Origin of the sequence: Sphingomonas sp. VDB2 (assembly GCF_047946695.1) — a bacterium.
GTDB classification, from domain to species: Bacteria; Pseudomonadota; Alphaproteobacteria; order Sphingomonadales; family Sphingomonadaceae; genus Sphingobium; species Sphingobium bisphenolicum.
This window is the reverse complement of record NZ_CP159615.1, coordinates 1,773,773-1,793,974: the sequence shown is the minus strand read 5'-3', so window position 1 is coordinate 1,793,974 and position 20,202 is coordinate 1,773,773. Positions and strand designations below refer to the sequence as shown.

The 20,202-nt window shown below is 63.7% G+C and carries 19 protein-coding genes and 1 other annotated feature; of the genes, 13 read left to right on the top strand and 6 right to left on the bottom strand.

What is annotated here, in order from left to right; all coding sequences use genetic code 11:
• Nucleotides 1–9: 9 nt before the first annotated feature.
• Nucleotides 10–204 (top strand): hypothetical protein, encoded by a 195-nt coding sequence (locus ABT375_RS08805; protein WP_416464788.1) that lies wholly within the window; start codon nt 10–12, stop codon nt 202–204.
• Here ABT375_RS08805 and ABT375_RS08800 read toward each other — a convergent pair whose 3' ends face one another.
• Nucleotides 205–1,236, bottom strand: coding sequence for a glycosyltransferase (locus tag ABT375_RS08800; RefSeq protein WP_416464787.1), 1,032 nt, complete (start codon nt 1,234–1,236; stop codon nt 205–207).
• Between the two features lie 50 nt (nt 1,237–1,286).
• Entirely contained in the window at nt 1,287–2,690 is a 1,404-nt protein-coding gene (locus tag ABT375_RS08795; protein ID WP_416464786.1) for a helix-turn-helix domain-containing protein, read from the bottom strand.
• 142 nt (nt 2,691–2,832) lie between these two features.
• Here ABT375_RS08795 and ABT375_RS08790 point away from each other — a divergent pair, with 142 nt between their 5' ends.
• Entirely contained in the window at nt 2,833–4,428 is a 1,596-nt protein-coding gene (locus ABT375_RS08790) for an isocitrate lyase (RefSeq protein WP_416464785.1), read from the top strand.
• 301 nt (nt 4,429–4,729) lie between these two features.
• Here the strand turns inward: ABT375_RS08790 and ABT375_RS08785 are convergent, their stop codons facing one another.
• Entirely contained in the window at nt 4,730–6,538 is a 1,809-nt protein-coding gene (locus tag ABT375_RS08785) for a DUF885 domain-containing protein (RefSeq protein ID WP_416464784.1), read from the bottom strand.
• A 293-nt stretch (nt 6,539–6,831) separates the two neighbouring features.
• Here ABT375_RS08785 and ABT375_RS08780 point away from each other — a divergent pair, with 293 nt between their 5' ends.
• From ABT375_RS08780 to ABT375_RS08750, 7 genes are all read left to right on the top strand, one after another.
• Complete coding sequence (locus tag ABT375_RS08780) at nt 6,832–7,530, top strand: glutathione S-transferase N-terminal domain-containing protein (protein ID WP_416464783.1); 699 nt, start codon at nt 6,832–6,834, stop codon at nt 7,528–7,530.
• Nucleotides 7,531–7,619: 89 nt separating this feature from the next.
• On the top strand, nt 7,620–9,071 hold the full coding sequence (leuC, locus tag ABT375_RS08775) for a 3-isopropylmalate dehydratase large subunit (RefSeq protein ID WP_224548697.1): 1,452 nt from the start codon (nt 7,620–7,622) through the stop codon (nt 9,069–9,071).
• Between the two features lie 109 nt (nt 9,072–9,180).
• Nucleotides 9,181–9,792 (top strand): 3-isopropylmalate dehydratase small subunit, encoded by a 612-nt coding sequence (gene leuD, locus ABT375_RS08770; protein ID WP_416464782.1) that lies wholly within the window; start codon nt 9,181–9,183, stop codon nt 9,790–9,792.
• A gap of 57 nt (nt 9,793–9,849) precedes the next feature.
• Complete coding sequence (locus ABT375_RS08765; protein ID WP_224548699.1) at nt 9,850–10,173, top strand: DUF1476 domain-containing protein; 324 nt, start codon at nt 9,850–9,852, stop codon at nt 10,171–10,173.
• 12 nt (nt 10,174–10,185) lie between these two features.
• On the top strand, nt 10,186–10,419 hold the full coding sequence (locus ABT375_RS08760; protein ID WP_066604516.1) for a BolA/IbaG family iron-sulfur metabolism protein: 234 nt from the start codon (nt 10,186–10,188) through the stop codon (nt 10,417–10,419).
• A gap of 57 nt (nt 10,420–10,476) precedes the next feature.
• Nucleotides 10,477–10,806 carry a Grx4 family monothiol glutaredoxin gene (gene grxD, locus ABT375_RS08755; RefSeq protein WP_066604514.1) on the top strand — a complete coding sequence of 110 codons (330 nt, stop codon included), beginning with the start codon at nt 10,477–10,479 and terminating at the stop codon, nt 10,804–10,806.
• Between the two features lie 302 nt (nt 10,807–11,108).
• On the top strand, nt 11,109–11,567 hold the full coding sequence (locus tag ABT375_RS08750) for a hypothetical protein (RefSeq protein ID WP_416464781.1): 459 nt from the start codon (nt 11,109–11,111) through the stop codon (nt 11,565–11,567).
• 773 nt (nt 11,568–12,340) lie between these two features.
• Here ABT375_RS08750 and ABT375_RS08745 read toward each other — a convergent pair.
• Complete coding sequence (locus ABT375_RS08745) at nt 12,341–13,744, bottom strand: hypothetical protein (protein WP_416464780.1); 1,404 nt, start codon at nt 13,742–13,744, stop codon at nt 12,341–12,343.
• Between the two features lie 343 nt (nt 13,745–14,087).
• Between ABT375_RS08745 and ABT375_RS08740 the strand changes: the two genes are divergently transcribed.
• Nucleotides 14,088–15,316 (top strand): IS3 family transposase gene (locus ABT375_RS08740; RefSeq protein ID WP_416462458.1). Its coding sequence is split into 2 segments (ribosomal slippage): nt 14,088–14,376 and nt 14,376–15,316, totalling 1,230 coding nucleotides; the frame shifts between segments, so codons are not numbered across the junction.
• Nucleotides 14,369–14,485 (top strand) — a sequence feature (AL1L pseudoknot). Its footprint overlaps the gene before it by 117 nt.
• Nucleotides 15,317–15,352: 36 nt before the next feature.
• Here ABT375_RS08740 and ABT375_RS08735 read toward each other — a convergent pair.
• The gene (locus ABT375_RS08735) at nt 15,353–15,907 is read right to left on the bottom strand and encodes a hypothetical protein (protein ID WP_416464779.1); all 555 of its coding nucleotides are present in this window, start codon (nt 15,905–15,907) and stop codon (nt 15,353–15,355) included.
• A 273-nt stretch (nt 15,908–16,180) separates the two neighbouring features.
• Here ABT375_RS08735 and ABT375_RS08730 point away from each other — a divergent pair, with 273 nt between their 5' ends.
• The 3 genes from ABT375_RS08730 (at nt 16,181) to ABT375_RS08720 (ending at nt 18,995) form a co-directional block, all read left to right on the top strand.
• A complete protein-coding gene (locus ABT375_RS08730) occupies nt 16,181–16,648 on the top strand; it encodes a hypothetical protein (protein WP_416464778.1) in 468 nt (155 codons plus the stop codon).
• 272 nt (nt 16,649–16,920) lie between these two features.
• Complete coding sequence (locus ABT375_RS08725; RefSeq protein WP_416464777.1) at nt 16,921–17,289, top strand: BlaI/MecI/CopY family transcriptional regulator; 369 nt, start codon at nt 16,921–16,923, stop codon at nt 17,287–17,289.
• Entirely contained in the window at nt 17,286–18,995 is a 1,710-nt protein-coding gene (locus ABT375_RS08720; RefSeq protein ID WP_416464776.1) for a M56 family metallopeptidase, read from the top strand. Before ABT375_RS08725 ends, ABT375_RS08720 begins: the two co-directional genes overlap by 4 nt.
• 15 nt (nt 18,996–19,010) lie before the next feature.
• On the opposite strand, the gene hemW is transcribed toward ABT375_RS08720, so the two are convergent.
• Nucleotides 19,011–20,198: a radical SAM family heme chaperone HemW gene (gene hemW / locus ABT375_RS08715; protein WP_416464775.1), complete on the bottom strand. Its 1,188-nt coding sequence runs from the start codon at nt 20,196–20,198 to the stop codon at nt 19,011–19,013.
• Between the last annotated feature and the right edge of the window lie 4 nt (nt 20,199–20,202).

The window sequence follows — 20,202 nt, the reverse complement described above, 5'->3', positions numbered from 1 at the left end:
GACGGCGTCATGCGAACCACCTATGACAGCGCGACCGTCCGCCTCTATCATCTGGGCGACGATGGCGCGGCCATGACGATCCTCTATGGCCCGCTCAGCGAGGCGTTGCGCGTGGCCGAGCAACAGCCGGAAGATGTGCAGTACGGGCTGTATCTGGCGACCGACAATGATGTGGTCGCCTATCTCGATTTGATCGAGGAATAATCAGCCGCCGCCCAGCAACGCAAGCTGCTGGCGCAGGACGTCCAGATTATGCTGCGCCAGATGGCTGCCGCGCCCTTGCACCGATCCGTCCAGATCGGGCCGCTCGCCAATCTCCAGACAGCGTTCCCACGCCGTTGCGGCGAGGGGTAGCCATTCGGTGAGCGCATGAGCCGGCTCGGCCAGCGCCCGGTCCATGGCGAGGTTGCCCAGAACGAAGAAGAAATCGGGTGACTCCTGCCAATGGGGCATCTGCTCGCCGGCGATGGCGATGCCCTGTTCCGATGCACCGGACTGGCCGAGGCAGTGGAGCCGGCGGATCAGCAGCCCATGCGTCCATGGCGCGCCATCGGGAGTGCGGGCGCTGGCCTGTTCGTACCAGTCCGCCGCGCGGCCATAGTCGCGCGCCGTCTCCGCTTCCTTGCCCAATTGGTAGAGGAGATAGGGGTTTTGGGGATCGTTGCGGAGTTCCGCCAGCAGCATCGGCGTGTTGCGGTCGCGCTTGTCCGCCGCCTGCGCATCCTCATAGCCGTCATGGTCGAGCAGAAGGTCGATCCGCTCGACCGGCAGGCCTGACACGGGCTGTTCGTGGATGCGCCCGGTATAGCGGACGCCGCGCGGCAGCAGTCGGGTGATCCAGCTTCGGGCCGAAGGCAGGGCGTTGCCGCCATGTTGCGGCAGGTCGAAGCTGCTGCGAATGCAGAGCGCGCCGAGGCGCGGCGGACCGGCGCACCAGTCGCGCAGAGCCTCGCCGCCGGACACGATCCATTCGTCGCAGTCGATCACGAGATGCCAGTCGGCATCGGCCAGCGTCAGCACATGGTTGCGCGCGGCGGCAAAATCGTCCGGCCAGTCGAGATGATGGACCTGCGCGCCGCAATCGCGAGCAATCGCGACACTGTCGTCGGTCGATCCGGTGTCGAGCACGATGATGGCGTCGACATGAGGCCGCACGCTGTCGAGGCAGCGGCGGATGCAGCGCGCTTCGTTGCGCATGATGAGCGTCGCGGCGATCCGGGGTGGTGTGGCGGTCATGCCTTTGTTTCGCTTGGCCGGCCTAAAATCCTGTTAACCACGGCTGGCGCTCAACCATCGGCAAAGCCGAAGGGCGCGCGGGTGCGGCGATAATCGTCGGGCAGCATGTCGCGGCCGATCGGCGGGGCGGATCGGGCCATGCACTGGCTGCGGTGGCACAGGCGGCAGGTGACGCCGATCGGTGTGGGGTCGGGCGCGGGCGCATCCTGCGTGTAGATCAGCCGATGCGCATGGTCGGCCGCGCAGCATAAAGCGATGGCGCGCTCCACTTTCGGTGCGCCCCAGCCGCCACCCCCCGCCGTCACGGTGCGCGCGATCGAGAAGAAGCGCTGGCCGTCGGGCAGTTCCAGCCATTGCGTCACCACCTCGCGCGGCGTCTCGAACACGCGATGCACCGACCAGAGCGGGCAGGAGCCGCCATGGCGGGCGAAGGGGAAGCCCGCACTGTCCAGCCGCTTGGAGGCGTTGCCGGCCGGATCGACCCGCAGGAAGAAGAAGGGGACGCGCTCCTGTCCCGGCTTTTGCAGGGTGGTGAGGCGATGGGCCGTCTGTTCGAAACTGGTGCCGAATTGCCGGGCCAGCGCCTCCACATCATAGCGGCGCGCCTCCACCGCCTTGGCAAAGGCGGTATAGGGCATCAGGATCGCGGCGGCGGCATAGCTGGCGAGCGCGCGCCGGGCGAGGCGCTGGCCGCTTGTCCCGGCGAACTGGCCGTCCTTCAGGATCGCGTCGAAGAGTTTGCGCATTTCCAAATAGGCGATCTGAAGCGCGAGCTGGAAGGATGAACTGGCGCCATCCAGCGCATCGTCCAGCAGCACTGCGTCGCGATGCCGGTCGAGCCGCCGCATCGATCCCGCCATGACGTCGGAGGGCAGGCGGCGCACCCGCAGATTATGTTTCGCCTTGAGCCAGGCGATGAGGCCGCCTTCGGCCTCTGCCTCCGTCGCCAGTTTCTCCGCCGCATCGTCCAGCAGCGGGAAGCTGTTGCGGCGGGCTGCGAGGAAGCGGCGCGATTCGGCGACGGGATCGGCAACGTCCTCCTGCGGCTGCGCATCCGCCCCTGCGTCCCGATCCGCCAGCGCCAGATGCTCCTCGCGATAGCTGGTATAGAGGCGCAGCAGCGCTTCGGTGATGCCGGGATAATTGACCGCCACATCCCCGGTCGCCAGTTGCGGCAGGTCGATATCGGCGAACATCGGGTCTTTCAGCACCGCCTGTAGCCGTGCCGTCTGCTCCGCGCCGCCGTCGCCCGCCACTTCGGCCATGTCGAGCTTGTACGTCCGCGCCAGCCGTAACAGCATGTCAGCGGTCAACGGCCGCTGATTGCGCTCCAGCAGCGCGACATAGGAAGCGCTGATTTCCAGATCGGCGGCCATGTCGGCCTGGGTCAGGCCCAGTTCGCGCCGGAGCCGCCGCAGTCGCGGCCCCATATAGACGGGACGATCCTTGGCCATGACTTACGCTCCTGTATAGGATTTACAACTTTACAGCAGATTTTTGTAAAGATCGACAACTGAACTTCAGAAGGGCTGCCGCACTGCACAAGGCACGCGTAGGCGAGGGGCAACAGCTCACCGACCGCAAGGACAACGGCCCATGACCTATCAGGACAATATCGCGAAGGCGCAGAGCCTCATCGGCAGCCACCCCGGCACCTGGGACGGCATCAATGCCGAGTCCGTCGCCCGCATGAAGTTGCAGAACCGTTTCAACACAGGCCTCGACATCGCCAAATATACCGCTGGCATCATGCGCCGCGACATGGCCGCCTATGATCTTGATCCGGCCAACTACACCCAGTCACTGGGCTGCTGGCACGGCTTTATCGGTCAGCAGAAGCTGATCGCGATCAAGAAGCATTTCGGCACGACCAGGCAGAAATATCTGTATCTGTCCGGCTGGATGGTCGCCGCGCTGCGCAGCGATTTCGGCCCGCTGCCCGACCAGTCGATGCATGAAAAGACCAGCGTCGCCGCGCTGATCGAAGAACTCTACACCTTCCTCAAGCAGGCCGATGCCCGCGAACTGGGGATGATGTTTCGCGATCTCGACAAGGCGCGGGAAACCGGTAACGCGGTCGAGGCCCAGCGCCTGACCCACGCCATCGACAATTATGAAACCCATGTCGTTCCCATCATCGCGGATATCGACGCGGGCTTCGGCAATGCCGAGGCGACCTATCTGCTGGCCAAGAAGATGATCGAGGCGGGCGCCTGCGCGCTCCAGATCGAAAATCAGGTCAGCGACGAAAAGCAGTGCGGGCATCAGGACGGCAAGGTCACTGTGCCGCATGAGGACTTCCTCGCCAAGGTCCGCGCCTGCCGCTACGCCTTTCTGGAACTGGGCGTCGATGATGGCATCATCGTCACGCGCACGGACTCGCTGGGCGCGGGCCTGACCAAGCAGATCGCGGTCAGCAAGGAGCCGGGCGATATTGGCGACCAGTATAACAGCTTCCTCGATTGCGAGGAGATCGACCCGGCAACGGCGAAGAATGGCGATGTCATCCTGAACCGCGACGGCAAGCTGCTGCGCCCCAAGCGCCTGCCCAGCAACCTGTTCCAGTTCCGCGAAGGTACGGGTGCGGATCGGTGCGTCCTCGATTGCATCACCTCGCTCCAGAACGGCGCGGACCTGCTGTGGATCGAGACGGAAAAGCCGCATATCGAGCAGATCGCGTCGATGGTCGACCGCATCCGGGAAGTCGTACCCAACGCCAAGCTGGTCTATAATAATTCGCCCAGCTTCAACTGGACGCTGAACTTCCGTCAGCAGGTCTATGACGCCTGGGCCGAAGCCGGCAAGGATGTCAGCGCCTATGACCGGGCGAAGCTGATGAGCGCGGACTATGACGGCACGGAACTGGGTATCGAGGCCGATGAGAAGATCCGCACCTTCCAGAAGGATGCGGCGGCGCGGGCGGGGATTTTCCACCACCTCATCACCCTGCCGACCTATCATACGGCGGCGCTCAGCACCGATAACCTGGCCAAGGACTATTTCGGCGAAGCCGGGATGCTCGGCTATGTCGAGGGCGTCCAGCGCAAGGAAATCCGCCAGGGCATCGCCTGCGTGAAGCACCAGAATATGTCCGGCAGCGACATCGGCGACGATCACAAGGATTATTTTGCCGGGGAAGCCGCGCTCAAGGCGGGCGGCGCACATAACACGATGAACCAGTTCGCGGCGTAAACTTAACCGAAACGGCTAAAAACTTTGCGGCGTGCAGGTCGCAAGCGCCTCCATCTTCTCGGCGGGAACCCGATGCCGGCCGGGAAGATGGTTGCTTCAAATTCGCGGCGAAGGCCGTGAGACGAGCCAGTTCGCGGGGACTTCGACACCCTCGCGATTTGGGTGGAAGAGACTGGACGGCCCGGCGGCGCACCGCCGGGTCGTTTTTTTCCTTTTACAAGGAATGCGTGTTCCCGCGTAGGCGGGAACCCAATCCTGCGTCTGGTCTGGGTTCCCGCCTGCGTGGGAACCCGCTGTGTATTTAAGCAACCCCCATCCGCTGCCGCACGGTCTGCTTCAATATATCCAGCGGCATTGCGCCCAGCGTCAGCACATCATGGAACGCCTTGATGTCGAACCGCGCGCCCTGTTTGGCCTTCACCTCGTCGCGCAACTGCGTCCACACCGTATGGCCGATCTTGTAACTGCACGCCTGGCCCGGCCAGACGGTGTAGCGGTCGATCTCGCCCTGGCTGCGGCCACGCGCGATGCCGGTGGTGGCGATGAGGTAATCGGTCGCCTTCTCGCGGCTCCAGCGCTTGGCGTGCATCCCGCTGTCGACCACCAGGCGTGTGGCGCGGAACAGGAGCGATTGGAGATAGCCGACCTGCCCCAGCGGGTCGCCCTCATACATGCCCATTTCGTCAGCCAGTTGCTCCGAATAGAGCGCCCAGCCTTCGGAATAGCCGCTGTAGAAGCCGCGCCGGCGGATCATCGGGATCGAATCCGATTCCAGCGCCACCGACACCTGCAGATGATGGCCCGGCACCGCTTCATGATGGGTGAGCGTGGCGAGGCCGAATTTCGGCCGGTCGAACGTGTCGCGCAGGTTGATGAAATAGATGGCCGGCCGCGACCCGTCGAGCGAGGCATTCTGATAATAGCCGCCCGGCGCGCCCGCCTGGATCGTCACCGGCACGCGGCGCACCTCGACCGGCGCCTTGGGCACGGTATTGAACGATTCGCCAAGACGCGCCTGCATCGCCTTGATCTGGGTGTTGAGCTGCGCCAGCAGCGCCTCGCGACCCGGATCGGTGTTGGGGAAGAGCTGATCGGGGCGTTTGTTGAGCGCGACCAGCCGGTCGCCGACGCTGCCCTGGCTCATCCCTTCGCCCTTCAGGATCGCGTCGATCCGCGCGCTGATTTCGGCCACCTGATCCAGACCCAGTTGGTGGATCTCGTCGCCCGTCAGCTTGGTCGTGGTCGCGGCCTCGGCGGCGGCGGCGTAGAAGGCTTCCCCGTCGGGCAGGCGCCAGCAGCCCGCGTCATGGCTGGCCTTCGCCCGCAACTGCTGCACCAGAGCGCGCTGGCGATCGACGGCGGGGAAGATTTTCTCCGCGACGATCTTTTCCGCCTGGGCGGCGCGTTCGGGCAGCAGGCCAGCGGCGGCGAGCTTCTTGGCGAAACTGGCGACCAGCACAGTCTGCGCAGCGGGCTGGTCGCGCAGCGACGCCTGCATCTTCATCGTGGTGTCGAGGATATAGTCCGGCGCGAACACGCCCTTGGCCGCATCCGCCTTCTGCCGGGCCAGTTCGCCGTCCATGGCGGTTGGGAAGGCTTCGAGGCGCGAGAGATAGGCGTCGGCGTCCGCGGCGTCCTTCACCCGATGCTGCGAATCGAGGAAGTCGGGCACTTCACGATAGCTGCCGGTCAGTTGGCTGAGGATATAGGGCGCGTAACGGCCCGCCGTCTCGCCATAGCCGAAGCGTTCGCCGCCGACCGTGCGGTCGAGCTGATAGGCGACGACGTCATAGTCAAGTTGGCTGGCCGGGCTGAGCTTTGCGCGATCGACGTCCGCCAGTTGCTTCACCTGCGCTTTGGTGCGGGCCAGACTGCGGGCTGCGCCCGCTGCGCTGGTGTCGGACAGCTTGCCGCGCAACGCTGCGCGCGCGCCGGTGTCGAGGCCGAGGCGCGTCGCCTGTTCGGGCGATTCGGCGAGGCGGCCGTAGAAGAAATCGTCCAGCATGGCGCGGAAACGGGTGTCGGCACCGCTCGCCTGCGCGAAGGCGCTGGGGGTGGCGGCGGCGATGGCGGATGCGCCACTGGTGGCGAGAAATTGGCGTCGGTTCACGACAAAAGGCTCCGTGGTTCAGGGGAGGGCGGCGAGGGGGCGCCGCCCGCGATGCGCTCTTTTGACGTGCGTTCAACAGCTTGGCTAGGCCCACTCGCAACCTCCGTTCGGTTCGAGCCCTTCGACACGCTCAGGACAGGCTTGTCGAGAACGGGGGCAGGGTTCTCGACAGGCTCGAACCGAACGGATCTCTTGTCTGATAAGCCCAGCTTGTAAGCTGCATGGATCGTTGCCGCTGTATCGCCGTTGTCCGATACGGTAAGCCGCGCGCACCTTGCACAGGGAGGAACCGCATGTCCTACACGCTCATCACCGCCAACCGTAACTACAGCAGTTGGTCGCTGCGCCCCTGGGTGCTGATGAACGCGCTGGGCATCGCCTTCGAGGATCGGATCGAGCCGTTCGCATCCGCGACCAACTATACCGCCTTCCGCAGTTTCTCGCCGACGGGGCAGGTGCCGGCGCTGGTCGACGGGGCTGATGGGGAAGAGCGCACCGTCTGGGATTCTCTGGGCATCATCCTTTATCTGGCGGATCGCCATCCGGGCGTCTGGCCCGCGGACGAAGCGGCGCGCGCCTTCGCCCAATGCGCGGCAGCGGAAATGCACAGCGGCTTTGCGACGCTGCGCAACGATTGCACGATGAATGTGGGCGTGCGGGTCGAGCCGCATATCCATTCGCCCGCGCTGGGCCGCGACATCGCCCGCCTGCGCGAATTATGGGAAGAGGGGCTGGACCGGTTCGGCGGCCCGTTCCTGGCTGGTAGCCGGTTCACGGCGGTCGACGCCTTCTACGCGCCGGTAGCGTTCCGCGTGCGCACCTTTGGCCTGGATGTCGGTCGGCAGGCGCAGGCCTGGGTCGACCATATGCTGGCCCATCCTGCCATGCTCCGGTGGGAGGAAGAGGCGCTGGCCGAAGCCTGGCGCGAGGACAGTCATGAGGCGGAGATCGGCGCCGCCGGAAAGATCGTAGCGGACTACCGGGCAGTGTAACATTCTTGCCCGGTCGGTAGGAAAAACTGCCGATTTCGGTCGCTCACCCCCTTTCCCGATCGGTCGGAGGGGTCTAGGGGATGAGGACTATGGTCAAAGCTCGCACCCTCTACGAAAAGATCTGGGACGCGCACGTCGTCGAACGGCGTCCCGATGGCACCTGCCTCATCTATATCGACCGCCATCTCGTCCATGAAGTGACGAGTCCGCAGGCGTTTGAAGGGCTTCGCCTCGCCGGTCGCAAAGTGCGCCGACCCGATCTGACGCTCGCGGTGCCGGACCATAATCTCCCTACGACGCCGCGCCGCGATGCGGATGGGCATCGCATTCCGATCGCCGATCCGGAAAGCGCGCAGCAGCTTGCCGCGCTGGAGCGCAACGCGCCGGAATTCGGCGTGCGCCTGATCGGCGACGCGGATCTGGAGCAGGGCATCGTCCATGTCGTCGGCCCTGAACAGGGCTTCACCCTGCCGGGCACCACTTTGGTCTGCGGCGACAGCCATACCTCCTCGCACGGGGCGCTGGGGGCGCTGGCGTTCGGCATCGGCACGTCGGAGGTCGAGCATGTGCTGGCGACGCAGACGCTGCTGCTCAAACAGTCGAAAACCATGGAAGTCGTGGTCGACGGCGTGCTTGCGCCCGGCGTCACGGCCAAGGATGTCGCGCTGGCGATCTGCGGCACGATCGGTACGGCGGGCGGCACCGGCTATGTCATGGAATATCGGGGTTCCGTGTTCCGCGACATGTCGATCGAAGGGCGGCTGACCGTCGCCAACATGTCGATCGAGGCAGGGGCCAGGTCCGGCCTGTTTGCGCCGGACGACAAGACCTTCGCCTATATCGAGGGCCGCCCGATGGCGCCCAAGGGTGCGGATTTCGACGCGGCCGTCGCCTATTGGCGCACGCTGCACACGGACGAAGGCGCGGTGTTCGACAAGACCGTGGTGATCGACGCCGCCGACATCGTGCCCAACGTCACCTGGGGCACCAGCCCGGAAGACGTCGTCGCCGTGACCGGCGTGGTCCCCGATCCGCTGAGCTTCGAGGATGCGTCGAAGCGCGCTGCGGCGCAGAAGTCGCTCGACTATATGGGGCTGACCGCGGGGCAGAAGATGGCCGACGTCGCCATCGAACATATTTTCATCGGCAGTTGCACCAACAGCCGGATCGAGGATCTGCGCGCCGCCGCCGCGCTGCTCAAGGGGCGGCATATCGCGTCGGGCATCAAGCATGCGATGGTCGTGCCGGGTTCCGGCCTGGTCAAGCGCCAGGCGGAGGAAGAAGGGCTGGACCGCGTCTTCCTCGACGCCGGGTTCGAATGGCGCGAGCCGGGTTGTTCGGCGTGCCTGGGCATGAACCCGGACAAGGTGCCCGCGGGCGAACGCTGCGCGTCGACCAGCAACCGCAATTTCATGGGCCGGCAGGGGCCGGGATCGCGCACCCATCTGGTGTCGCCCGCCATGGCGGCGGCCGCGGCGATCACTGGCCGGCTGACCGATGTCCGTGAACTGTTGCATGAAAAAGAGGGTGTGGTCGCATGAAGAAGATTTTCTGGCTGCTGACGCTGGGCGCACTGGCCAGCGCGGCGATGGCCGCGACCCTGGGTCGCGCCGAAGACACGCCGGCCGCCGAGGCGAAGAAGGTTCACTGATGGACAAGCTCACGATCGTCGACGGCCGGGCCTATCCGTTCGGGATGAAGAATGTCGATACCGACATCGTCATCCCTGCGCATTGGCTCAAGACGATTTCGCGCAACGGCCTTGGCAAGGGCGCGTTCGAAGTGCTGCGCAAGGAACCGGGCAACGTCTTCGACGATCCCGCCTATGCCGGCAGCCCGATCCTGATCGCGGGCGATAATTTCGGCTGCGGCTCCAGCCGCGAACATGCCGCCTGGGCGCTCGGCGACCTGGGCATCAAGGTGGTGATCGCGCCCAGCTTCTCCGACATCTTCTCCGGCAATGCCTTCAAAAACGGCATATTGACCGTAGTCCTGCCGCAGGACGCCATCGATCGGCTGATGGAGGTTGCCAAGGGCGTCGATGGAACGCCGGACCCGATCCATGTCGACCTGGAAGCGCAGACCGTCACCACCCGGTTTCAGGATCGCTTTGCCTTCGAGATCGATCCGTTCCGCAAACATTGCCTGCTGGGCGGCCTGGACGAAATCGGCCTGACTCTGGACCAGTCGGACATGATCGGCCGCTATGAGGCCAGCCAAGCGCAGGACCGCCCCTGGATCGTGCCCGCAGCCGTTGCGTAACGGCGCGCTTCTTCCTATCTTTCGTAATCAGACGGCATTTCAACGGGGCTTTGACGCATGACCACCTTTGACGATCGCGAACGGGCGTTCGAAAATATGTTCGCCAACGATCAGGAACTGCAGTTCCGCATCCAGGCGCGGCGCAACCGCCTGCTGGGCGAATGGGCGGCGGCGAAGATGGGCCTGACCCCGGAAGAAACCGACGCCTATGCCAAGGCGGTGGTGCAGGCCGATTTCGAGGAAGCGGGCGACGAGGACGTCATCCGCAAGCTGGTGGGCGACATGACGTCGGCCGGGATCGACATCGACGAGCCGGGCGTGCGCGCCGCGCTGGACGAGCAGGCGGTGATCGCCCGCCGCATGTTCATCGAAGCCCAGTAAGGCCACGATTCCATGCCGATGGCCGCCGACGATATTGCGGACATGATCCGCACCGCGATTCCGGATGCTGAGGTCGAGATTACCGACCTGGCCGGGGATGGCGATCATTATGCGGCGAAAGTCGTGGCGGAAAGCTTTCGCGGCATGAGCCGGGTCGCGCAGCAGCGCGCCGTCTATGCGGCGCTGGGCGGACGCATGGGCGGCGTGCTGCACGCCTTGCAACTGACCACCGCCGTTCCCAACTAATCCTTCGATAGATTTGCGCTCCGCGGACGGGGCGCCAGACAGGACTGGACCTTAGACATGACCGACGCCGTGCATCAGCGGATTGCCGAACTTGTGGGCGCCCATGACGTGGTGCTGTTCATGAAGGGCACGCCGCTCTTCCCGCAATGCGGCTTTTCCAGCCGCGCCATCGCGATCCTGGAGCATCTGGGCGTCGCCTACGACACGGTCGACGTGTTGCAGGATCAGGCCGTGCGCCAGGGCATCAAGGCCTTCTCCGACTGGCCGACCATCCCCCAGCTCTATGTGAAGGGCGAATTTGTCGGCGGCAGCGACATCATGATGGAAATGTACGAGGCCGGCGAATTGCAGCAGTTGATGACCGACCAGGGCGTCGCCGCCAGTTAAGCGGGGCTGGGTTTGACGGTTTGAGAAAGGGCGGTCCGGGTTCGGGCCGCCCTTTTTTGTTGCTGGTTCAGGCGGTTTGCTGACGAACTGCTGCAATGAGGAGGGGCGTCAACATTGCGAGCGCAGCGCGGCAATCCACGATGCGACAATGGATTGCTTCGCTGCGCTCGTAATGACGAAAGGGGGTGGGGAGGGGAATGGCAGGTTTTGGACGGCTGCCCTATGAAGTGGCCATACCAGACAGATGATATAGGCGACGTTCGAAACCTCTGATAAAAACATCGAACGCATTGGGGCGACTGATGAAGTATGATGACGCATCGTGGCACTACGGCGGCGACTTCCCCGCTCACCTGCCACCAGAGGCCGGATCAACGCACATTGCCATTTTCGTCGGTTGGTGTGTGCTGAACGGTATGGCGAGCGACCTGCATACCGACGACGGTGCTAAACTTCTGTCCAAGCTCAATGCGCGAAACATCACCCCAGCGCAGTGGTTTATTGCTGCCTGTGATGAGAAATTCACCGACGAAGACCTAACAGAGCAAGGTAACGAGTTCGCGGCTGCCTACTATGGCGCAGGAGGAAATCTGGCGTCCGATCCCAACGCCTACCTCGCCGACTACGAGAAGAAATTCTCGGAGTTCGAAAGTCTTTACGAGGTTTCTGACACTTGGGACACCTATGACCTGATCGCGCCTCAGATTGCGCTGAGGTTCAAGAAGTGGTCGAAACCCCAATGGTGGAAGCGCTTGTTTTAACGTCCGCTTTCAGGAAGCGATATCGGCCAGATAAACGGCTAAAAATGGTCGTTAACCGCCATATCCTCTTTCGTCATGCCGGGCTTGACCCGGCATCCCGCTGCCTCCGCAAGCGTCAGAAAAAGCGGAACCCCGGATCAAGTCCGGGGTGACGGGCTATGGTCGCTTCCAGTCACACCAATGTCGGGATGCGGAGCGTTGCAATAGTGATGAGGGAAAAGCGCCACCGGGTGGGGGATGCTGGCGGAGACGGCCTGCATCCCCCGATAGTTGAACGGTGGGAACGCGACTAAAGTCGCAATGGCCGTGCCAGAATGGCGCGATTGCGGGAAAGCGCGGGCTGCAAAGGTTAACGCGCCGACGGCCTCCGCCCGCTTTGTTAAAATTTCCGACATATGGTGGCTTTTCAACGCGAAGGGTTGCGCGTCGCTAGATAGGATCATAGAGAATGGCACCGGAACCTAGCTTTTGGCAGGAACCTGCCGGGATTATCCGAGACAATCCGGGATTACGTGGGACAAGAAACAGGCCGGATTAAGCCGGATAAGCCCGGATTACGCCGGATGAGAATTGGCGGCGCGGTATGGGACAAGGGAGCGACCCGAAGAAGAAAGTCGCTCCCTTGCTTGCCCGCCTAAGCTAAGGCAACACGGGGACCTAGTCCGTGCCCAATCCTATTTGAAACCTTTCTTAGAAGCCTGTAAGAGAGCGTTGAGCCGCGCGCCGTTTCGGGCGTCATGGTCTAGGCTTTCGGGCACAAGACAGCGCGGACATCATATCAAGCCTGAGAACATCCGGCCCACATTTACGTCCATATCCATGCCCGTCGCCTTCATCTTGGTAGTCTCGGCCTTCACTCCCCGCTCTGTCCGCAACGAGATTTCGACCTTCGCTTTTGGAGGCGCAGGCCATTTGAAAGGGGCTTGCCCCGGCAGCAACGGCGATTGCCGCGCCGGTCGCGCAAGGGGCACGCGGGGTGCGCGCTCACGCGGGTAAGGCGAACTAGGGAGCCGCCCTGCCACCGGCACATCAGGATAGTTTTTCTTAGGCTCCCGCGCCATGGCCTGTTCAATGGCTCGCACGTTCGCCATTCCATTGCGCAGGATGGAGAATTGCGGCGGCATGATCGACCATCCCGACATTGCGCCACTGAGCGCCTGCCGTTTCGAGGCCAGATAGTCGATTGCTTTGCCCAGATAATGGTAGGCATCGCCCACGGCCCGGATATTGTCGGCCCCTTGGTCCCAAAGACTATCCCCCAGCAGCTTCGTCACTCCGGCCAGCGCGCTGCCGGTGGACGCGGACCAGCGATCAGCCGCGCCGCTCTTCTCGGCCTCGTCAAAGGCTTTATTCGCGCGATCGAGTTGGCGCTTCACTTCCGCGCCAAAGCCAGCATCCCAGACCTTGGCGGCGCGCTGGGTGATCTTGTCGGTAAGCCCGTCCCATTTGCCGATCGTGGTCTTTGCTATCGCGTCCATGCCGCCGCCGAATTTCTCGGCCAGAATTTCGGTGATAGCCCGTTCGACGTTATGACCCTGATCCTTGATGGTTTTGACCATGGCCTTTCCGCTGCGATCGAAATAGCGGAACGTGACTTGCTCGCCCTGTTTTGCGGCCTTGATCTGGAACTCCGGCAAGCGGTCAAAACTACCCATGGCCGCATCCTGGATCATGCCGATCGCGTCTTCATAGGTCTTGCCCAAAGCCGACGCTGCATCGCCCATGGCCTTTAGCGAACCATTCATCGGATCGACGCCAGCGCCGCGCGCGTCGATGAATGCCTTTGTCACCCCGGCAAGGTCATAGGGCGTCTTGGCCGCGAAATCGGCGATCCATTTCATATCCGCCTCGGCGGCTTTTACGTCACCCCTGCGCCCTTGCACCAATTGTGTCTTGAGGACTTCCGCTTGCGTGCCTGCCGATACGACCTTGTATAGCCCCCCGACGATGGCAGCGCCGCCGATGGCGGCACCGGCAGTCGCGCCGGTGCGAATCGTACTGCCTATGAGGCCGCCAGCGCGGAACGCGAGCGCCCCCATCGTTTCGTGCGAAATCTGCATCCGCCGCGTCAGGCTTGCGAGGGCCGTAGCGCCGTGCCGCGCGCCCGCCGCGATCCTGTCGCCCATGCGTTCCCCGGCGCGACCAAGCGCACGCGCCAGCCGCTCGCTGCGCTCCATATGCCGCCCGGTCGTCAACGCTGATCGGCCAGCGCGATCGATGTCGCGGCCCATCGCGCCGATCGCAGCGCCGGTCCTCCGGCTGGACCCGCCCGCTTTCTCGACGTCGCTGCGAAGGCGATCCAGCGGGCGAGACGCGCGATTTTGCGCTTCAATAATAAGGCTAAGTTTCATCGCTGCTTTCCTTGGCGAGGCGTTCCGCCTGGTTCAGCCAGAAATCCAAGGTGCGATCATCCAGGGCCAGGGCATCTGCCATCGCCATGCCTTGGCCCAGGACGATGCTTCCTAGGTGAACCGTACCGGGTTTGCCGGAGGCTCCAACTTCTGAGTAAGTGGAGCCGATATGAGCAAAACGACGAACAAGTTTGCACCTGAGGTTCGCGCACGGGCGGTGCGCATGGTGCTGGATCACGAAGCAGATCATCCCTCTCGCTGGGCAGCGATGATTTCTATCGCCGAGAAGATCGGGTGCTCGGCGCACACGCTGAACGAGTGGGTAAAGAAGGCGGAGGTGGACAGCGGCAAGCGCGCTGGCGTGCCTACCGAGATGGCTGATCGCCTGAAGGCGCTGGAGCGTGAGAACCGGGAGTTGCGTCAGGCCAATGAGATATTGCGCAAGGCGAGCGCATATTTTGCCCAGGCGGAGCTCGACCGCCCGTTCAAACGATGACGGCCTTCATAGACGAGCATCGCGCGGAATATGGGGTCGAGCCGATTTGCAGGGTTCTGCCAATTGCCCCATCCACCTATCATGAGCGCGTCGCACAGCGACGTGATCCGGAGCGACTGTCAGATCGTGTCCGGCGCGATCAGGATCTGAAGCCAGAGGTGGTCCGGGTCTTTGCCGAGAATTTCGGGGTGTACGGCGTGCGCAAGGTCTGGCGGCAGATGAACCGCGAGGGCTTTGCTGTTGCCCGTTGCACTATCGCGCGTCTGATGCGCGATCTGGGTTTACAGGGGGTGATCCGGGGCAAGCCCGTGCGCACCACGATCAGCGACAAGGCTGCGCCGTGCCCGCTCGATCATGTGAACCGGCAGTTCCATGCACCGGCGCCGAACATGCTCTGGGTGTCGGACTTCACCTACGTCGCGACGTGGGCGGGCTTCGTTTATGTCGCCTTCGTGATCGATGTCTATGCTCGCTACATTGTGGGCTGGCGGGTCAGCAGGACTGCGCATGCCGGCTTCGTGCTGGACGCACTGGAACAGGCTATCCACGAACGACGTCCTGTCCATCGGGGTGGTCTCATCCATCACAGCGACCGCGGATCGCAATACGTGTCGATCCGATACTCGGAGCGGCTTGCCGAAGCCGGGATCGAGCCATCGGTTGGCAGCGTCGGCGACAGCTATGACAATGCTTTGGCTGAGACGATCAACGGCCTTTATAAGGCCGAGGTGATACATCGGCGAGGACCATGGCGGTCCTTTGAAGCCGTCGAATATGCCACGCTCAAATGGGTGGACTGGTTTAACAACAGACGCCTGCTGGAGCCCATCGGCAATATCCCACCGGCTGAGGCCGAAGCACAATATTATGCCATGCTGGACGACGTCTCCATGGCTGCGTAACTTAAACCAAATAGCCTCCGGCAAACCCGGTACGGTTCACATGGCGAGGAAAGCCTTATCGAACTCACGGCTTATGACCTTGCGAGACTGCCCAGCGTCCCTTGGCTTTTGGTGCGCCATGGCGTTGACATTCCACCCGCTCAATTCTGCGCGACGCACCCATTTATTGAGGGTGTCCAGCGGGATGCCGTGGATACGGCAGGCTTCACGTTTCGCTTCGCCACGCTCCAGCGTGTTGGGCAGGGTGTTGGCGATCGGCTCTAGGATACGCCAACGCGCCGCGATCTTCGCGCCCTGGTTGGACGCTGGCACCGGCAATAGTGAAGGGGCATCATAGGGGACGATTGCCGTTGACGGTTCGTCTTCTAAATCGCCTTTGAAAGCCCTTTGAAGCGCCTCTGGAAGGCTGCTCAGGAGGACTTCATAGCGCAGGCCGGATTTGCCGCCGCGCCCCGTGCATGTGCGGACGGCGCCTAGGAAGCCCTGCCATGATTTACGGTGAGCGAAGCCCTCTAACACCCGTTGTGCATGGCGAGGGGTTATCGCGGCGAGGCCAGCAAATTCGCCAGCGCTTAGAAAGCTTTTGCTCATTCGACGTTTGCCGCCGACGCATTTACAAGACGGAGGCGAAGCCGTTGGGCGTTCGGGCCATTCGTCGTGCCCCTCAAAACGCGGTGGGCATGAGCATGGTCAATTCCGTGACGGCGACAATAATTGTTCAGTGAACTGCCAGCCTGGACGAAACCTCCCCTGACACGCAAAAGTAAGCTATCGCTGCCGCTAGGAATCGAAACCATAAATCCCTCGTCTGAGACTGTGACATGTCACATCGCATGACGAGTGTGACATGTCAACAAGGGTGTTATGGCTGTTACCGTTGATGATTTGCGAGCCGCGTTAGATGCCGCGACGGATATGCAACTGGCTGAAATGCTGGGTGTGGAGCGTTCGACGGTTGCGCAGTGGCGCAAAAGGGGAGTTCCCCGACGATTTCAGTCGAGCGTGAAAATCGGGCCGGAAGAAGAAGCCTACGCAAAGGACTTTGCGCTCAGGCGGAGGCTTTTTGGAGATGGAGACGGTGGCTATCTCATGATGGCCGCAATGGCGCATGTGCCGCTTTCTTGCTTCGACATGCCAGCGGAATTATCCAATGCGAACATAGGCGGAATGCGCATGGACATGGTTCTCATCGTGGCGCGCTATATCGTTGACCTTCTAGGCGATCGCCGCTCGTATACGGAAGGCGACTATCTGGCATTGATGCAAGAGCTTGACGGAGAACAGCATCGGCGCGCCATCGCCCGCGCAATAGGACCGTTTCAGCCTATCTGAGTTTGTCCGCAATTATGTCCGCAATACTCGACCGCTTAAGGTTTTCCGCCGCTTTGCATTGGCGACATGCGGATCATAGAGAATGGCATTGCCTCACGCGCTGACTGGCGCTTTTCAGCCATTTTAGAGGCTAGATGTAAACTATTGGGGCATTGACGCCGCTGCCAATCTCTAAAGTCCGCTCCATCGCCTGTTGCAAAGTGCTATTGACTACATCCGTAATCGATGCGACTACATCTGTGGTTGTTAAACATGCGAGTCGGGTAAACCACGTGAGCGAGAAGATCAGCGAAGCGGAACTGGTGGTGATGGAGGCGTTGTGGGAAACCGCGCCGCAGACCGCCAATGACGTGTCGGATCGGGTCGCCGCCGACCGCGACTGGAGCCTGCAGACGGTCAAGACCTTGCTGTCGCGGCTGATGGCCAAGGATATCATCGCCGCCGACCAGGATGGCCGCCGCTTCCTCTACCGCCCGATGGTGGCGCGCGACGATTATGTCGCGGGCGAATCCGGGCGGCTGGTGAACCGGCTGTTCGGCGGGCGGGTGTCGCCGCTGGTCGCCCAACTGGCGCAACAGGATCAATTGACGGCGGACGATATCGCCGAGCTTGAGGCCATCCTGAAGGGGTTGAAATCATGAGCGTCTGGCTGGCCGAAACGTTGATCGCCACCACCTTGCTGATGGCGCTGGTCATGATGCTGCGGCGGCCGGTGGCGCGCTGGCTGGGGGCAGGGGCGGCCTATCTGCTCTGGGCGCTGCCACTGGCGCGGATGCTGCTGCCCGCGCTGCCACGCGACGTCGATCCCTCGCCGCTGCATGTCGCGGTCGATCAGGTTGGCTTGCCGGACCTGCTGACGGTCGCACCCGCCGCATCGGTCGCTTCATCCGCGCCGTCTTTCCCCTGGCTGGAGATCGGCATCGGCATCTGGTTCGTCGGGCTGCTGGCTTTTCTGGCAGTGCAGGCCGTGGGCTATGGGCGGTTCCGCCGCCATATGCTGGATGGCGCGACGCCGATCGGGGAGGAGGGGCGCATCCGCCTCATCACCAGCCCCCATGCGTCCGGGCCGCTCGCCTTTGGGGTGTTGCGCCCCTATATCGTGCTGCCCGCCGATTTCGCGTTGCGCTATGACGCGCAGGAACAGGATATGGCGATCGCCCATGAACGGGCGCATCATGAGCGCGGCGACCTGGCCGCCAACATGATCGCGCTGCTGCTGCTGGCGGTGCATTGGTGCAATCCGGTCGCATGGATCGCCTATCGCGCCTATCGCGCCGACCAGGAAACCGCCTGCGACGCGCGCGTCCTCTCGCTCTACGGCCGCGACCAGGCCCATGCCTATGGCCGCGCCATCTTGAAGGCGGCGGGCGGCCGGCAATTTGCGGGCGCCTGCCATCTCACCCGTATCACGACGTTGAAAGGGAGGCTGAAAATGCTGTCCAACCATGATGTTTCGCTCCAGCGTATCAGTTGGGGCATGGCCGCCGTCGCCATCGTCACCGCCGCCGGCCTGGCGCTCACCGCATCGGGCAGCCGCGCCGCGCAGCAGATGGCGGCGATCACCGACAAGGTGGAAAGCGCCGACTTTGCCAAACTGTCTGACTTGGTGTCGCAGCCCGCAGCGGCGACCGCGCCAGCGCTGGCTGAAGTCGCGGCGGTCCCATCTGTGCCAGCCGTCCCCGCGGCCCAGGCGGCCGATGAATCCTGGCCCTCGCCAGCCCCCATGGCCCCGCCCGCGCCGATCGTGCCCGCTGCCGACATGATCGCCCCGGTGCCGCCCGTGCCGCCGGCCCCGCCCATCGTCCGCAATGAAAAGGGCCGGATCACCGTGACCCATGCCGACGGTCGCGTCGAAACGCATCGCGTGCCGACCGAGGCGGAGATCGCCCGCATGGTGCCGGTGGTCGACGTCCGTGAAGGCTGCGATGGCGGCAGGGACGTCACCACCCGCCGGGAAAGCGTGGACGCCAGTGGCCGTCGCCATATCCGGGTGCGCATCTGCAACGCGGCGATCGAGCGGGCGGCCCAACGCTCCGCCGACATGGCCGGGATGCAAGCCGATCGCGCCGCGCGGCAGGCGGATATTGCCGAGGCCCGCGCCGAACGGGCGGCCCGCCGTTCCGAGCAGGCGGCCGACCTTCAGGCGGACCGGGCGGAGCGGCAGGCCGACATCGCCGAAGCCCGCGCCGAACGCGCCGCGCGTTCCGACCATGTTGCGGCGCTGAATGGCCTGCGCACCGCGCGGGGCCAGATCGCCCGCAACACGTCCATGCCTGCCTATGCCCGCGCGCAGGCGCTGCGTGAAATCGACCAGTCAATCGCGGAACTGCGTAACGACCAGCCCTGATATTACCGAGCGGCCCTAGACCGCGACCACTTCGGGCAGGATCGCGTCGAGCAGCAACATGCCGGCCGGCGCGACCTGCAACCGGGTGCCGGTCAGGCGGATGAGGCCGAGGCCGGTGAGCTGGTCGATCGCCCGTTCGTCGACCAGCCGGTCGGCCTTGATCCCCGACAGGGCGGCGATTCGGGCCAGGTCCACGCCTTCGCCCAGCCGCAATCCCATCAGCAGCGCCTCGCGCGCCCGGTCCTCGCCCGACAGCGGCTCTTCGCGCTGGAGGCCGTGACCGTTGCGGCCGACCGCGCTCATCCAGTTTTCGGGCTTCTTGTGGCGCAGCGTCGCCATGCCGCCGCGGCGGCCATGCGCGCCCGGCCCGATCCCGGCATAGTCGCCATAGCGCCAATAGGTCAGGTTATGGCGGCTTTCCTCGCCCGGCCGGGCGTGATTGCTGATTTCATAGGCGGGGATGCCGGCCGCACCCGTCATCGCCTGCGTGAGTTCGTACAGGGCCGCGCCATGGTCCGGGTCGGCGGGCGTCAGCTTGCCCTGCGCGACCAGCGTGGCGAAGCGCGTGCCCGGTTCGATCGTCAGTTGATAGAGCGAGAGATGGCCAGTGCCGAAGGACAAGGCGCGGGCCAGTTCGGCCTGCCAGTCCGCCTCGCTCTGGCCGGGGCGGGCATAGATGATGTCGAAGCTCACCCGGTCGAACACGGCCTGCGCGGTGTCGAGCGCAGCCAGTCCCTCCGTCACGTCATGGGCGCGGCCGAGGAAATGCAACGCCTCATTGTCGAGCGCCTGCAGGCCAAGCGAGGTGCGGTTGACCCCGGCGGCGGCCAGATCGGCGAAACGCGCCGCTTCGACCGAATTGGGATTGGCCTCCAGCGTGATTTCTATGTCCGGCGTGAAGCCCCAATGATGCTGCGCCGCGTCGATCAGCGTCTCGACCAGCGCGGGCGGCATCAGGGAGGGCGTGCCGCCGCCGAAGAAGATGGAGGAAAGCGGCCGCCCCGCGGTCAGCGCCGCCTCATGCGCCATGTCGGCCAGAAGCGCCTCGCGCCACTCGTCGATGTCCACGCCGTCGCGGACATGACTGTTAAAATCGCAATAGGGGCATTTGGATACGCAAAAGGGCCAATGGATATATAAGGCTTGGGCGTCGGCACGGACAGGGTCTGGGGCCGTTGCGATTTGGGGGGTAAGGGACGACATGGCT